This is a genomic window from Bacteroidales bacterium, assembly GCA_041671145.1.
Taxonomy (GTDB): Bacteria; Bacteroidota; Bacteroidia; order Bacteroidales; family JAHJDW01; genus JAQUPB01.
The window spans coordinates 1-18,536 of the sequence record JBAZBZ010000025.1; the positions used below are offsets into that span (position 1 = coordinate 1).

At 36.2% G+C, this 18,536-nt stretch carries 4 protein-coding genes; all 4 read right to left on the minus strand.

Annotated elements, in window-relative coordinates:
- A partial coding sequence (locus tag WC223_08960; protein MFA6924368.1) for a hypothetical protein occupies positions 1-9,754 on the minus strand: 9,754 nt, incomplete at its 3' end.
- A 26-nt stretch (positions 9,755-9,780) separates the two neighbouring features.
- Positions 9,781-10,527, minus strand: coding sequence for a hypothetical protein (locus WC223_08965; GenBank protein ID MFA6924369.1), 747 nt, complete (start codon positions 10,525-10,527; stop codon positions 9,781-9,783).
- A 26-nt stretch (positions 10,528-10,553) separates the two neighbouring features.
- Positions 10,554-11,684 carry a hypothetical protein gene (locus WC223_08970; protein ID MFA6924370.1) on the minus strand — a complete coding sequence of 377 codons (1,131 nt, stop codon included), beginning with the start codon at positions 11,682-11,684 and terminating at the stop codon, positions 10,554-10,556.
- Positions 11,685-11,713: 29 nt separating this feature from the next.
- Positions 11,714-18,502 (minus strand): hypothetical protein, encoded by a 6,789-nt coding sequence (locus WC223_08975; protein MFA6924371.1) that lies wholly within the window; start codon positions 18,500-18,502, stop codon positions 11,714-11,716.
- Positions 18,503-18,536 lie beyond the last annotated feature (34 nt).

An 18,536-nucleotide genomic window follows, 5' to 3' on the forward strand; every position in this document is an offset into this window, starting at 1 on the left:
GCATAACCATTCCAACCCCGCCATAATAATCATAAAAAGCTTGTACATCGGCAGTATAGTAGTCAATAATTCCGTCGAGTGTAGAGTTCTGTTTAACCCCGCCTGCGTAAGTGCCATCATCAACGGCAAGCCTTTTATCAGATACTACAACATGGACATTGCCTAAATGGTCTGTTAATTCGTAAAACTTATCGCCAATTTTTCTTTGCGAAACTATTGGTGCCGGCAATAATGTGAGCAGTCCATATTTTCTGTATGGCTGCAGCGGCAAGCCACCCGAGCAGCTTCCGTTTTGCAAATCCAATGACGCTTCTTGTGTAATTGAAGTGTTATCAATATTGTTGTAAACGTATAAAGAAGTAACGTTAGATGCGTTGTTTACATATAGTTTATTATTGTAAGCTCTGCGAACTTCTGCATTGCCCTGGCTGTTGCTGGTGTATGTATCTAATGTTTCTATTGCTTTTGTTGTAAGGTTCATTCGTTTTAGTAAAACACTTGTTGCTCCCGGAACGATTAATTGCTTTTCGGCATAGCAAAGGTAATTACTATTTTTTGAAAAGTCAAAAGAAAGTGTTCTATAATCTTCGCCAATATAATTTTCTCTTCTCAGAACAATATTGTATGGTGTGCCGTTTATGCTTCCATTTGAGAGCGGATATAAGCTAACAATGTGTCCGATGTTAGCATTGGCGAATGGCACAGGGGGCCATGCCGGCTGTGCAGCAAAATTATTATAATATCCTATAGCATCAATACTGGGAATTGCACTTGCTATTAAAGCAGGATTGCCAATATTATTTTGAATATATCCGGCAGCAGATGCAATATTTGATGCTGTTATAGATTCAAACGGGTGAATATTGCTACCCGGTTCTGTTATATAAAATATTGATGTAACAGCACCGGAACCTGACTGCCCTGTTCCATACAGATTATATCCGCCATACGTTACGGCAAGTGTGCTGCCATTTGGAGATATTTGCGCCTGATTAAGAGTCAGTTTTTTAGAAGGTGAACTATTTTCGATTTTAAGAACTGTTTCGGTTGAAGCAAGAGTTATTAAATTATTAGTCAAGTCGGATACATTTGCCTGCGCCTGCTTAATGTAAGTATAATTTTTCAACATCAATAGCGGAAGACAAGCAGGGCAATTATTATTGCCGATAATACTACTTTCCCATCCATTATGCTGATAAAAAATATATAATTTATTAGGTGTACTGCTTCCGGTTAAATCATTGTATCCTGCAAATGCAAGTTTTGTTATTTCGTTCGGACTTGCTGTAATAATGGAATTGTTTGCAGAAGTTACGGTTTTGTTTATGGCATCAATAACATGATAATAAACGCCGCTTTTATCGCCGGTAATTAAGTAATACAATCCATTAAAGTTAGGCATTTTCATAGCTATTGCAGGCATGTCGGATGAAGCGTTGAAATAAATATTACCTTTGAAAGAAGGATTATTATCTTTATCAAGTAATATGTACTGTTGTCCTCCAGAAAAATATTTTACACTAACAAATCTGAACTGAACATTACCGTACTGGTCTTCAGCCGTGGCAATGCATTTTCCAGCGTCATATCCGGCAAAGTTAGTGGGAGGAAGATTTTTCAAGTCGTTAGTAGAAACATCAGCATTATTGTCGAAATCAACACTAACAAAAGGATTAGTATATTTGAATGTTGATAGCTGCTTTTGGTTTGTTGAAGCGAGCCAATGCCTGTATTCTGTTTGGGTAATTGTCTGCACATCAGATACGGGGTCTGCACCAATATTAGATTGCTTTTGGCAAGCTGTTGTTTCGGGAACGTAGGATGATTCATTAAGCACTTCCACTCCGGTGGGCTTAAAAACACCAATACGTTTACTTCCATATATAGGAGCTTCGGAAAGGGTTACTTTTGTGGCTGTGTTGCCGGCAGTGCGGTCATATATGGCAATGGGGTTACCTGTGGGGTCGTAAACATACCACGTGGTTTCTGTTGTTTGAAGAGTTTTGTAATCACCGGTAAAAGGTGTATTTACCTTTTCGGTTTCGCTTTTCATAATACGGTTGCCCAAAGCATCATAATGATAAATAAGAAAATAAACTTTTGAATAGTCAATTACATTATTATCTTTAGGGTATTTTGTAACACAAACCACTTTATTGATATTATTCCAGTTAATGTATGATATTCCTTCCTGATTATCAGATACAAGGCGGCCTATATCGTCATATGCATAATTAATTGCAGGCTGTCCGCTCTGAATATCTACTTTGAAATCCGAGGTTCCCGCGTCATCGGCAACTGAAAAGAGCTTGTTGTTCTGCACTATATGGTTTCCATCTGGCAATACAAGAAGATTGTCGTAGATGTATCTAAATTTGTCCATTTCATTTGAAGGAATAATGCCAACAGGATACGCATTGCGTGTAAGAGTCAAAATATTACCGTTGGCATCGTAAGTGAAATTTTCGGAGTAATCGGAAGTTTGAGCCCATGATGCTAAAAGGGGATTGCCAATAACGTCGCCTGCACCTGGGTCGACAGGAACGCCTGTTCCTGAAACATATTCATGTAAAGTTGAAGATTTAATACGGTTCAGGATATCGTAGCGATAAATATTTGTTTTCATTCCTAATTGAATAGTGCCAAAAGGACCGGCGACATGGCTGCCGGCTCTGATATTAGATGTCCAGTAACTGATATTGCCGTTGTAAAGCTGGTGTTGAGCGGCATCATTAGTATTTAAAAGAATAGTATTATACGGGTCAAAAGTATTAGTTTCCCCGATTTCAGAACCTGTACGATGGTAATCATTTTTGTAATAGCCAAGTTCCATACCGAATTCATCGGGAAGAACTTTTTCATTGGAAGAAGCCGAAGCAAAGTCGGCACCGGGGTCTTTAAGTGAGTAGAGTTCCGGCTGGTTAATTGCTTTAAGATAGCCATTTATATTATAGGTATAATCAATACCTTGAATTTTATCCTTACCGATTTCTTCGCGGGAAAGAGGTCCGTGCAGATAGTATTCGTAAGAAGCATCGCGTTCCCAAGTAATACCTTCTTTGCTGGTATATGCTGCAAGAATACGGTTGTCGGCATCGTATTCGTAACGGTGCATAAATTGAGTATTGAAGTTTTCATCGTAAATAAAACGTGTAACTTTATCGGAAACAAGGTCGTATTCGTAGCGCAGATAGTTTTTGCCTATGCCCGGCAGTTGTTGAATTAACCACTCGACATTGCCATGAGGGTCGTAGCTGTAGAAAGTATATGATTCGGGATTGCCGTCGCCGTCTTCATCACGGTAAACATAGCTTACTCTGTTGCGAAGGTTTTCCTGATACATTGCTGTCATGTCGGTAGGTTTGTACATCACAGGGTACGATATATCATTACTTATAGCATCGGGGTCTTTTGCACGATTCGAGTATATTGTGCGGGTAACTTCGGAAACACTTGCAATTCCAACAGCAAGAATTTTACTATCAAAATTACTGTATGGGAAAATGCTTGCATTAGAATTAGTTTGGGGGCTCCATATTTCAGGAACAGCAAGTTCATTTGGGTCAGATATTGTAAATCCACTAGTAGTTGCCGGAGTTAATTCTCCGCTTTCAATAATTCTACCGAGAGCATCGTAAACAGAATAAGAATAATTGCCGGTTTGATTTTTCTGAAAATCATTTTGGCTGAGAATAATTTGTCCTTTAGCATTGTACCAAAAACGTGTTTCGCCTCCATCGGGAGTGTTTTGTTTAACAACCTGCTTTATACTGTTGTATTCATAAGTAGTTGCAATATGAGCAGGATACACGGGGGCAGGCGGAGTAGGTGAAGGTGGAACAGATGAAATAGCATTGCGGTAAGCCATTGCAGCATCCATTCCGGTTTTATTCAGTATATCAACGTCTTCGGGAGAAACCGTGCGTATGAGATTATTAGCCCTGTCATAATAATAGAGAGTGTAATATGAATAATCAAGATTATAAGAATACGTAAATTCATCTGTTATGTTTGCAAGACAATTGGAGGTATAACTGTCAGTAATACTTTTTATCAAATTTTCTTTACAGGTCTGAATCTGGCTCATAAACTGAGATAAGATGTATTCACTTTTCAATTCATTGCAAGTCAAAGGGTGAGTAATAAATTCGGTTTTGACAGGTTTCATTTTTTCCCAAGCCATACAGAGATTGCAGGTTGTTGTATTATCTACAGGTATGGAACATTTGCACAGTGAACGTGCTAAAACTAAGCTAAGTCCGTTGAATGTTTCGATTCTTGCTGGGGAGTTGGTTGTATTAGCTCCTACAGAAACATTGCAATTGCAAGAGTAATTACTACCTGCAGCAGCGAAACTGTAACCACCACATTCCGCCGAGTTATTATCATCCTCTGATGCAGATAATGACCCAAGATACACAATCAATCCACCAATAGGAACACCCTGATAGTTTTTTTGTTCTATTATTAACGATGAAGATAAGCACCCTGTCGTGCTTGCTGGTGTAACAGAGAAAGTAAACATTTCATCAACAGGAGAAGTACTGCCAGAAGCATTAGCTGCCCAGTTTATATTAGGGTTATCGCCACCAAATTTGGCAGACATAACGGGTAAGATACAATCACACCTTATTATATGGAAATAAAAAGCACAGTAGCCGGGTTGAACAGCGCCGAGATTATCTTTAGCGGAAACAGCAGTAACATAAAGTTTGACTTTACTTCCCGTGCTTGTGCCATCGGAAATATAAACATCTTTTTCTATTTCTCTGAAATAATAATTTGAAGGATTGTAATCAGTTGTAATATCAATAAAATTAGTGTTGTGAGTAATGCTATTGTCATTTTTTACTATATCATTTACTTCGGATTTGAAAGAGCTAACGATTTCATTTAATAAGTTGTTATGTGTAGTTGAAGTGTTATCAATTAATATACTTGGATTCTGAGTAACAGAATGTGAAAGGTGAAAATAATCGAAAGGGCAAATATTTGCAGTTGTTTCGGTATAACTGCTACAAGCAGCATACCAACTACAAAAAGGAGTAAAAGTAGTAGTGGTATTAGGATTTATAGTAACTGCAGAAGTTGAAGCAGAGCCAGAAGTAGCCCAAATATATAATTGCGAGTAATCTCCCGTGAAATTAGTAGGAACAGAAATTGTAACTTTATTATTGGCATCTACCGAAGCCGTGAAATTGGGAATATTATAATCTATATTTACCTGATTTGCAATTTCGTTTGCAATATCGGCATCGGTAGTTTTGTTGATTGTAGTGGTAAGCTGCTTAAAAACATTGTCTGTGCTACTTTTTATAGTAAGCTGAAGATTTGTTTTATTAGGAAAGGTAGTAGTGTTAGGAACATCGACTATAAAATCAGTAAGGAAATCGCTGGTATTAAAATAATTTGGAGAAACATAAAGCGAGCATTGGGGCTGAAGTATATATGGCTGCGGAACAGCGTGCAAAATGTCGTTCTGGTCGAAAAAGAATTTAACGAATGAGCTTGAAGAGAGTTTAAAGTTGTTTGAAAAATTATCGAATCCAGGATAACCGGTAGTAGCATCATTAGTAAGTACCCAAGTAGCAATAGGAATTGCAGGACTCTGACCAGTACAATAGAATGCAACATTCACTTCGATTAATTTGTCATTTCCGGGAGTTGTCGGGTAAACGCAGTCGTCCTTGTATGAAACTACATTTGTTACGACAGTAATTTTTTTATACACGTTTGGAGCAGTAGCAGTTTGCAGTACAAAATCTTGTTTTTCTTGGTTATAGTTCACACCTCCTGTAGTAGGCAGTGTTGATTCAAAAACATAATCGTAGCCGGTTGCAATTAGTTGATTGCCGCATTGAACGGTAGTTCTTTTTTGCTGCAATCCTCTATCGAGTGAAGTATTAATAAAATCAATTATCTGGTCTTTAACCAAGTTTGCATCACCAACATCGGAATATCCTGAAATATTTATAGGAGAAACAGAAGGAGTCTCAGCCACAGGAGCAAATTTGGGCACCCACATAAATGCTTTTTCGTATTCGAGTTGTTCGCTTTTAAGTATGGCTTTGAAGTCATCGGATTGAACATAAGTCATATAAATCATACCTGTTGGTATAGAAGGAGTACCATCGGTAAAGACAATTGTATAATTATCGGTAGGATTATTTTTAGCCGGGTCGGTGACATCTTTAAAAACCTGAGTACTGACAGGCATCTGGCATTGTAATTTGCATTGAGCAACCATAGCATCAACAAAACATTCTTTAAGGTTAGCTTTGGGGCATGAAGAGCAATCGTAATTGATAAATATTTCATCGAAAGTAAGCCATGTGACAGTTTGACCACCAATTACTGATGTTTGACCAGTATATGAAAGCCCTTTACTGTGATTAAACTCAGTAACAAAGTTATCAATAGCACCTTCAAAGGCGGGGCGGCTGTTTTCGCAACCTTCTTCGCAAACAGCAGGCAGGTTTATTTGTGTACCTGCAGGTGGTGGGTCTGTATGAACACATTTACAAAAACCCTGAGCAGCCCATTTAGCTTTTTCAGCAGAAGAGAGGGTGGGAGGAGCAGTGTTTATATTAAATGTTTTATAACAGATATCCTGTTTTGTAACAGTATTAATATTATTTTCTAGTGTAGTTGTATTATATATTGAAGTACTAGGGTCATTATCTGCAAATAAATTGGGACAAGAATTATTGTCTTCACTTCCAAAAATACGATAAGCAGTTTCACCTGCTGGTATTGAAGGTAAGTTGCAGTTTGATGCAGAATTATACCAGTCAGCATCAGCCCAATAAATTTTTATGTTATTAACATTATTTGCCCAGTATGTGCTGCTAATAGAACCGTCAGTTTCCCTGTTTTCATTTAAAATACTAATATTTTGGTAATTACTGCAAGTAAGGTTGTAGCCAAGACATTCATCGAGGGTTGCAATTACGTCAAAATCCGATTTGTATTGTGTTTCCCATGCATCGGGATTGCTGCCAGGATGATTCGAGTTAAAGGACTCATTAAGCGTATATAAATTAAAAACACTAACGGCGCACTGATAAATCTGGTCGCAAGTATATCCATGATTGGTTATTAAATCGTTAACATGATTTTTAAAAGTTGTAAGAGGCACCAAAGTTACGGTTGATAAGGTACAAGGGGCAATATATGTGTTATACAATTTATCCAAATCAGCATCAGTACAAGAAGGTGCAGCTAAACTGCAATCATAGCCCGAAGTGTTGACTGAAATGGTGCAGCAAGAGGGGTTTAGGGTTAAATGTCCTGCAATATTAGGAATATCCCACACAATATTACTTTCGTTATATTGGTCAACCCAGCTATCAGCAATATTGCTTAACTGTTGTTTGTAATCGTCGAGATACCTGATAGTGGAAGGAGCAGGTTCATTATTATTAGTGTAAACATTTTTAGTAATATTATATGAGCCGGAAGGAAGATATATTTCGCCTGTTGTAACAAAATTTGTAAAATTTGAAGCAAGTGTAGTACCGTCAATAGCAGTCAACTGATAAGTTACACCTGCAGGAAGGGTTTTTAATTCTATATCTCCTGTTGCCGGACAGGCATGGGGCGGGATTTTTATTAAAAGCTTCATATTTCGCCTGTTATCATTGGGGGAAAGAGGGCATGTAATTGTTATTTCTACAGTATAATCGCAAGTTTCGCATATTATTGGTCCGCAGTTATCACCGAATGTTTTCGGAGAAATTTTATAATCAACATTTACTTTTTTTACTTTTAAAGTTTCAGGATTAAAAAAATGGTCTTCATCGGCTTCAATAATGAGAGAGGTAAAGGTTGTAGATTTATTATCCAAAGCACTGTATGTTGAAGAAGGCAGAGAACTTTTAACTTCGAAAGGTTGGAAAACATGTTCGGGGTTGCGTGAGCATGTGCTGATATCAAGATTTGCAGGAATAGTAGGAGCAGAAACGATTGTAGCAAGGACTTGTCCGGCTTTTGCCATGTAATTTGTAGTAACAACGCCGTTAGGGTCTGTAGTTTTAACCTGATAAGTAGAATTCCACAGAGGGGCTTCGTTTCCGAAAACACGGTCAAGTTCTGTTTGGGAAACAGCATCGTACTGAATAGTAGTATTGTGTCCATCCGCCTTAAGGTTTAACACATCACCTGCTAAACCTTGCTTTAATGGTCTGCCCGAAGCATCGTTATAAAACAATGTTCTTGTATATGGGAATCCTTTAGCATCGGGGATATATTTAGCTTTATTGCCAAGCGTTAAGTTATTGTCGGAGTAGTAAAAATTAACACCTGCATCGGTTGCAAGAGGAGTATTAGTATAGAGATTAGCATCAGCATCAAAATTGTTGGCATTGAAAAGCCACGAGGAGCCAGAACTTGTTGTATTAAAGAAGTTACTTTTATAACCAAAATAGGAGTCATTAACAGGAGCAACAAGAGAATTAACGGCAGCACGACCGCTAAAATCGTAAACTGTTTGAGTTGCAAGTACACTTCCTGACGCACCTTGCGAAAAGAGTTTTGTTTGCTTTTGAAATAGCTGGTTCAAACCGTTAGCAAACGACATAGTTTCGCTTTTCTGGGAATTTTCGGTATATACTCTTCCATGTATCCAGTTGAAGTTGTCGTTGAACTGGTTGTAGTAGAAATAGCAATTATCATTGTTGGAATATGTTATTGGGTTGGGCGGATTGGTAGTGTGAACATTGACGAGATAGCTATTATTAACTATAGCTACAGGAACATTAGCAGGCGATAGTGATATGGGGATACTTGTATTTGGTGGTGTAAAAAGATTCGATGGGGGTATAGTTGTTTGAGTTGTCCATGAGCCATAGTTCAGATAATTGGAGCGACCTCCTTCGTAATAACTGCCAACAGCGCGAACACGCCAAAAGTAAAATCCCGTACCTTCGGTAAGTGTCATTTTATAAGTTTTCTGCCCTCTTTCAACTTCAATTGTGGATGCTTTTTCCCATTTAATTTCCACGCTTCCTGTTTCATCGGCTTCAACTTTAAGCACCTGCAGGTCATAACTATCGAAATACATATCATTGTCGCTATTCATAGGAAGGTTCCATTCAAATTGGATTTCAACAGCTTCGGCATTACTTCCTGTTTGTTCATTAATGTTGAATCCGGAAGCAGAAACACTACTAATGGAAGGAATTATTTCATTATTTGCCTGCGAGGAATTGTTTTGATATAAGCCAAAGCAAATATCGTTGTTTTTACCAATTAATAAACGCAGTTTCGATTGAGCAAAAGACTCATTGCACTGGAAGGAATTTTTTGTTATTATAAAATAGCTTGTAATATTAGCAATATTGGTATAATCAATTTCTATAATTTTTTCGGGTCTATCTTTATCAATAGCGAAAATACTTGGAGTAAATGCCCTTATTTTATTGTTTTGGGCATCGTAAGCATCAATAGAAACATTAAGGGAACAGCTCCAAGGTTTCAAATTACCAAGCTCGTATATATCACCCATGTCGAGTTTCAATGACAACTTCCTGCTTTTTACTCTTGTTTGCTGATAGGCAGACTGAGTAATTTTATCAACAGTAACAGTTATTGTCGAATGAGTGTTTAAATAAGTATAGTCGTAGGGAGTTACAGTGGCCATATATGCCGGCTTAGCTGAAAATGCATGTTTAACTGAAAAAGCATAGCTAAAAACCAAAGTCAAGCATGCGATTTTTATCAAGTTGCCCATTTTATTAATATTGAATGTTTGCATATAAAATAGAATTTATTTTTTATTAATTACTTAACTTTATTTTTTCTTGTTTTACGAATATCTCTGTATGTATATTTCTCATATTCTTTTTTTAATTTTCCATTATTCAAAACAATTTGTAATGGACTTATTTTAAGTTCTTCATCGTTGCATTTTTTTTCGAGCAAAAGATACTCATAAATATCTCTTTTTGGTTTATTATTTGGTGTGTAATAATTATATACGATTGTATATACTTCGCCGGTGGAGTAATTGTATGTATAATCAACTTCCTTAAAAACATTTGGAATTTTACCATTTTTAGGCGGAAAATATACATCAAGGCGACCTTTCTTTTGTTCTTTGCTACACGTTATCTGGCTCGCAATTTTTTTCAATGTGTCAAGCTGCTTGCGAATGTCGTAATTATATGGTACTGCCTGCTGCTTTTTAGCAGTGTCTTCAATATTTCTCACAACAATAGTTTTTTGTGCTTTTAAAATAATAATCTGAGTTTTATCATCCTGAACAACCTTAATATAATTATTCTCAAGCTTCATTTTTGCACCATCGAGCCATAAATTATTTATAACACGCTCACCGGTAATTGTGTCTTCGATATTTTGAATAGCAAACTGCACGTGGTATTTTGTAATATCTGAGTTAGTATAATACCTGTAAATTTTTTCAAACTCTTTGCTGCAATCGGGTTCGGAATTGTTAATAAAAGCAAGGGTTGTAACTGATAACACAATCAGAAAAAGATAAATAATATTTTTAAGTAATATTTGCACGTGTATAGTTTTATTTATATGATTTTTTATTTCTTTTTATCCTGCCATTTATAATATTTTTTCATTAATTCCAAAGTTGTTTTTAAAGCTTTAAAAGGATTTTGTACTTCGGAAGCAATAAGTCCGGCTTTATCTGTACCGTAATAGGCATCATAAGTTTCGAGATTCTTTAATATATAATATGCTTTAGAAATAGTAGTGTTTGTTTTTTCATAAGTTTTATTTCCTATATTATTTTTACTACTATGAATGCTTGATTTATTATACAAATCGCTTATTATAACAAAAGCATATTTATATCCCTTACAAGAAGATTTAATAAGGTCATAATAATTAATAACTTTATATTTATAAGGATAATATTCCTCCAATATTTCATTGTATTTTGCATCACTACCATAAGAATTAATTACTAAAAGTTCGTTCGATTTTAATTCGTTTTCGTCGGGAAATGATTCAATTGAATTATTGATTTTTGTTAACATATCATTATATCGTTGACTTGAATTCATTGTTTCTACTGTATTTGAAGTATCCACAGCAATTTTTTCAATAAAGTAGCCCTTAGTTTTTTTTGAAATTTCATTTTTCAATTCATCGAATGCATCAGCTAATGACAGGTTTGCCTTTTGTATAACATAAATCTGTGACGCCTGAATTTCACCAAGTTTTTGAATTGTCAAAGTAATCGGTTTAACATCTTCGAGTGTTAATTCTCCGTTTTTAAAAGCTTTTTCGGCTTTTGGGATTTCACTGAAATTAATTGACAGTATAAAAGCCGGTAGTTGCTGCAAGTTGTCTTTATATTTACTCATTGATTCAACATACTCGCTTTTTGTAACATATTGAAATGCCGACGGCTTCATATTTAATTTTAATAATCTTTCATTTATTAATTCGCATATAGCGTTATATAATCCTTCATCTAAAGAAGTTTTATAGTCATCCGGATTTATTTTTTTATAAGTTGTGCCGGGAAAATAATAAGCGCCTTTATCTCTGCTAAAAGTAATTTGATTTTTACCCATGGAAAGAATCCTAACAACAAAGTTGCTATTCTTTGCAAGAATATAATTCGGCAATTCTTTTGAATATTGCGAAAATGCATTAGTAAAAATAAATACTAAGATTGCTGTAAATGTGATTGCTTTTCTCATTGTTTATAATTTTTATTATTTTAATTTATTTACTTTTTAGTATTATATTGTGTCTCAGAAACAGTTTTTTGTCCTTTAACGGTTTCTTTTATTTTACGAACAAGCAGTCCCTGCATATTATACTGAAAAATTGAAGCAAAATGCTGGTCATCGAGAATTGCAACGGGTCGTTTTGCTTTGTCGTAAACATAGCAAGTCATTTCTGATTCGGATGGTTGAATTTTAACATCGTCAATATAAACTCCACTGATATCTTTTATAGTGACAGATACTGTTAGAACAGTGCCATCAGATACACCTGCAATAACACTTTCGTAAAGCGACCACAGACCCGCATCGCATATTTTTTGCATTTTAGTATTTGTTGTTGCGAAATTATTATTGTTTTTATCAATTCCGACAATATTGAAATAAACACTATTTTCGAGAGGCAATCCTTTTTTATTAGGATTATAAAGCCATGCTCTTACAATAAAATCTTTAGAGGTACTATAGGTATTTTTTATTGTTCCTACAGGAAAACCGTAATTTGATTTGTTTAGCAGGAGCGAATATAATCCTGTGTGAGCATATACAAGTGAACGATATGAATCTTGAGTGCTATTAGTAATGGTAGTAATATACGACAGGTTATTCTCAAATACAGTACCATTGTATAAATTTTCGAAACTTTCATAGGATATTGTGCCTTCCTTAGCATTTTGAGCAATGGCAACAGGTACTGTTGAATAGTATCCGTATTTTGCTGCACTATATATGTTCATAACGTCTTTATCTTCAACAGCATTGCCATTGGGAGAATATTGAGTGGTGGTGGATACGTTCACCCAATTATCATGGTTTACAACAGGAGTTCTGTCGGCTTCTTGTCCTTGATATGTTGCCTGATAAACAGCATCTTTCCAATCGAAAACACCATAGTGACCTAATCCATCCAAATCCACTAATTTTAATTTGAATTTTCCGCTGTTGAAATTTTTGTAATCGTTGGGTGTAGTGCCTCCTGATGTAGGATTAGGAACTGCAAAAGTATTAAGCCGTTCGCGGTAAACAAACTGCTGAAATGGACGCCATTTGCCAAGAGTTCCTTTTTCAAAGTCATTACCAGGAAAACCAGGTGTAGGATACAATGCCTGATTGTAATTCCATGTATCATAGTAGGTAGTGGTTGTGGCTGATACCACGGGAATATCAGGAAGACAAAGGGGTAAACGGCATTCATAAGGAGCACCCTCGCTGGTTTCTACACCATGAATAACTAAACATGTATTATTATTATAAATTTCCGTTTTTGCATAAAAACATGACATGGCAAAAGTGCCAACAGTGATTCCGCCACATAATGAGTTATTTGTGCTGTAACCATACGAGAAGGCATAAGGATAGGGTATGTTGGGATAGGAGGGATTAAGTTGTATTATATAGGTCAATATTACATCTTCGTTATACTCACAACAAAGTTCTTTAGGAATAGTAAATGTACGCGTAAGTGTTGTTTCCGGATAAGCAACTAAAATACCCTTATCTGTATTTATTTGATTATTAATAGTTTGTATTATGGGCGTTGCGTAGTTGCCGTTGCTGCTAAAGGGAGAAATGTTTTTACCATGGTACATGATATTGCCTTGTTTAGCAGTAAGCATGTTGTTGTAACCGCTGCGGAGTATAGTAACATTAGCAGTTGAACCGGTATAATTAGAGCTAATACCCGAGCGTTGAAGATAAACCAGACCATTAATATAATCAATATCATAAACATGATATAACGCTGTATTAGTACCTTTTAGTTCAAGGAAATCGCCTTTAACGAATGATTTCAAGGCATCACTTGGTGCCGGTTTACAATCTTGTGAAAGGTGAGTATTATCAACGGCAAAAGTTAAATAAGGATTTCCTGTAGCAGGTGCAGCAAAAGGAATATCAGCAAATTGTAATTTCTGGTTTAACGCTTTAGAGCGGAAGTTTTCGTGGCTGCAGCTTGCGAGGAAGTCCTGATTAATGTAAATATTACCAAAGTCGTCATAAGTATTGGTAACAACAGGCGTGCCTGAAAATTTGTCGAGCACTTTATTTTCGGTAACATGAGTAACACCATCGGATAATGAAGTGGTTTTTTTAAGAATGGCAGGATAGCTGATAATTTTGTTAATGACATGAGTTCGTAAATTTTTAATATCGCCGTTAACACCAACTTTAACGCCTGTTAAAACAGGGATGGAACCTGGTATAGGAAATGGTATAGGACAAAGAACAAAAGCACCGAGGGTAACATCAACACCTATATCGCCACCTATTGTGAGTTCGTTGACTTTTCGTCTTTCGCCGAGTATTTCACATTCTTTGCCAAAATAGCTACAACTAATAGGAGCAATGCTCATATTTTCATCCATAACATCAACCATATCTGATGGAGAAAAGTATTCATAAGTTTCCTGAGCCATAATAGTGCCATTTGAAGCATATTTAGTAATTTGCTTTTGTTTGCCATGCATACTGTTTGAAATAAACATATAGCCCTGTGACAAATCATATTTTTCATAAGAAAAACTAACAGAAATACCAACCATGTCGATGTTAGCACCGGCAGATAAGCTTATTTTAGGAGGGTGAATTTGCTGCAAATCGGACTTCACAGCCTTGAACGGGTAATCACGACACGTATAAAAATCGTGTATTTCATAGCCAGTAGAGGTAAAAGTATTGGTATTTATATTTTTAATAGTAACTTTAGAATAACCTACAGATGGCGAAGGATAAAGAGATTCGCCAATAGGACCTTCCTGAGAATAAACATCGCGTCCGTAAAGTAGTGCATTAAACCCTGTTTGAGGGTCTTTGTCAATAACAACAACAAAAGGATTTTCTCTTCTACCTTCTGAAGGTTCAAAAGTGGCTACACCTGAAGAAATAGTATAACCCGATTCAGGTGTTGTGTAATTATATTCCTGTCCGTACAAAGAACCATGGTCGGTTTCTGCGCCGGTGCCGGAAGGTTTATCGGAATCAATACCGGGGTCGTACATTAAAATTCTTTTAACCCTACAACCGCCACCGTATTTTTTGCCAATACCGCCATCTCTATACAAAGGCATTTGTACTCTAACATAAGACATGGCAGGTTGAAAGTAATTGCAAGAATTCGCCGCGTCCACTACTTGTTCTAAGCCTTTGAATATATTTTTAATATAACCTTCTACACTTTTGTTTTCTGCCGGTTGCGCGGACAGGTCTGCAGCACAAGTCGTTATATTACCTCTACGGTTATTTCTGTAAAAATCGGAACATACTTTGCGAGGTAATTCGCGTTTACTTGTTGCATTAGGATATGCAATTTTGCGATATAGCGTATTTGCAACACCAGGGTTAGGGTCGTTTCCATTGAATTTAAAATAAACACCACCATTATCATAGCCATAAGCATCAATTCTCGCATAACCTTCTAAATATTCGGGAGAGTTTGCATCCAAGAGTTGATAATAGAAATTAAAATACATACGCTCTTTGTCTAAGTTCATTTTCTGAAAAATATCATCAACTATATTTTGTTTATCAAAATTAGACATAGAAGAGAAATTAGTAATACCTATTTTTTCCAAGTCAAGGTAATATCGTTTATCATCTGAACCACCGGCAGTTTCATCGGAAGAAGTGGAAGCCAGCAGAGGTACCATAACGGCAGCACGTTTATCCTGCACATACATATAATCATTTTGCTCGTATTGTACATGAATTTCGCCACCGCTTGGTAAAATAATGCGTTTGAGGCACCATGCAGCAGGGTCGAAATCAACATTGGGAGTTATATTTTGCTGAACAAAGTTAAAGTAACGGGCTAAATCACCAAATCCACTACTTGAAGTACCGTTACCATTTTTCAGCAAACCGTAATCTCTGTAATTGCCCCAACGGTCGGTGTTAACATAGGAATAAGGTGGATTTTGAATTTTTTGTTTACTAGTATTAATACCACACATACCCTTATAATCATTTGTAAGATTTCCATATGGAGCGGGATAATTAATGGCATCGGAACTATTGGTTATACCAGTGGCGTTGTTGTAGTAGTTATAGTTGTATTCAAATTGGTAAGGGCTAAGTTTTGAAGTAATTTTACCTTCATATTCAAACCAAACTTTTGTTAACGTGAGCTTACCATCAGTACCAGTATAACCACCAGATTTATCGAAATTTGGAAGACCCGGACAAAGTGAGTAATCATATTCAAAATGAACTGTTTTAATTGGTTTTGCACCAGCATTAGGAATGTACACTCCACTACCTGCAGTTACTTCACCAACATCATCAATTGCATAAAGGTCAATTTTATCGAGCTTCTGCAATTTCACACCTACACCTCCTCCTTTTATATCATTATGAGTTACTCCATAACCATCTCTTCTTTCAGTAACAGTAAATATAGCAACATGGGTTTTTGACGCTATGCTATAAATGTAATAAAGTTCTTTTTCGCCATAATTAAAGCTTCCCATATCATCTTTATTATCAGATAAAGAACCCTTGTTAAAATAAACTCCTTCATAAGGGTTTCTGTATTTATACCAACCTCCACTGACGCTGGCACCGGCAAAGCAGGAATAAGTAATTTTTGTATAAGAGCCAAAATCATCTTTTGTAGGACCATTCATTGTTCTGTCAATATAGTCGGGGCTATTAATTTGAGTTAATAAATAAGTTGTAGCGTAAGATGCATTAGCTGAGTAACCACTTTTGCGTTCGGCACCGATTTCGATACTATTGGCATCACCTATAATTTTAGTATAATGCCCTCCACCACTCAAAATTCCCTCAGGGTCAGTACTTGTTCCATTTAATAAACCCTCATCATATTCAGTACTATTGCAATTTAAACTATAACTTAATTGCTTTTCATTTTGGGTGTATGCAGGTAACCCATAAACATACTGAACACCATCGGCATTAGTGTTTGCAAGTTCCTGAATTTTTTTATCATTACCCATTAAATAATAAGAAGAATTGCCTGCATAAGTATAATAAGTGGGATTCAGATAATTACTTGCAATACTGCTACCATTAACTATTTGCAAATTCTTTTCATACGATTTGTATTTATAGCTGCTGATGCTATTGCTAACATCGCCAATAGTATTGTAATCCATATAGCTGCTGCGGGAGTGGTGTGAGCTTCGTGGTTCCGGATTAATGCCATAGGGATGACCATCAGCGGAACTAAAACCATCACCTGTAACAGAACTACTCCAACCATTATAATTCAAATTATTAATATCTGCACAAAAAACGTTGTCAATTGCATTAGAGTTAGTTAAATCAAAATTACCTCCAAGGTCATTAGTGAAACGAAAAAACCAGTTTTCATTGGAGTTTGTATAATCCGATTTATCATGAAATAAATATCCGGCTGGTTTGTCAGCAGCATCCCAGTCGCTAATATCAAGAGAGTGATAAGTGCCACCCAAATCAACACCTAAGGTAGGTTCAGCATCAACACAGAATATAGGAGGAAGCGAGCCAACAGGTAAGTTAACATCGGCAGAAATCATTGCAGAAAAGTCCTCACTCTTAGTTGCATTTTTTCTATAGAAACCAAATTCGGAACGATACGGGCGGAAAGAACCACCAGTTGATTCGCCGGAGATATTATAAATATCGTTATTAGGTACGGGTATTCCCAGTATGTTGTCTCTTTTTTCGAAAGGAGAATCGTTCTCGACGGAATAATCCATTATGGTATTTTTAGGGTCAATACCCGATGGTGGATTTAATGCGACTTCTGAAAACATATATCCGTAAACGGGCTTAGTATCGGTAAGGTTATATCTCTGTCTTGCATAAGAACCATCTAAATATCCCTGCCCTGATAATGGGAAAGGCAATATATTAATACCAAGAGCAAGCTTGAGATTAAAAGTTATTCCCATATATTGAGAGACAGAGGTAGGAAAAGCTCTTGGAGAAACAGGGCTAATACTAAAAAAATTTTTAGGATTAGAATTTAAGCTTAAAGCACCCCCAGACATTCCAAAGCTTACAGGAGGAGTGCCTGTTGCTTTTTCTTTATCTCTATGTTCCTTCCTTTCATGGTCTTGCTCTCTTTTTTTATCAGTTGCTGCTTTTTTTGATTGTTCATCTTTACATTCACTTATTTGTTTATCCCAGTTCTTCCTGTATTTACGGTCTTCAGTATAACCATCTATTTTTCTGGCTAAGTCGAAAATAGCACCGGGATTTATTTCGGGAGTAAAGCCAAACCTACCATTAGCCATAGAAAAATCCATATTAACAATACCGGCAGCACTAAAGCCAAGACTAACAGAAGTACCAAAGCCCTTATAATTGTTATATGTTATACTTCCACTTAAATCTAAACTAAGCAACCCATCATATCCGAGTATTTGTAAGTCGCCAACACCAACTTTAGCGGAAACAGTCCAATTATCAGGCATTTTGTTATAATATGTTACATTTTCGCCATTCCAGTCATCGGGAAATCCCCTTTTAATTCTGTTAATGGCGCCAGGGTTTAAAGTCCAGCCCAATCCAACCCAAGAAGATTGTGCATCGGTGTTAATTTCGTTGCTGTGATAAGACAAGCTTAAAGGGTAACCATTAGGGACATCTAAAATGGGAATGTTATATGTAAAACTCCCGTCGAAAGCATTTACCATATTAGTAGTAGCTACCGGTTCAAAGGAACGATATTCGGGCATATTATTATTTCCCGTTATAGCAAAAATTTGCAACGGATGTAATATGTTGCTAAGGAAAACAACTAATGAAATAATTGCAAACAATTTACGTCTTTTTCTGAAAATATTCATGGTGTTTAATTTTTTAGTATTCAATACTATTGTT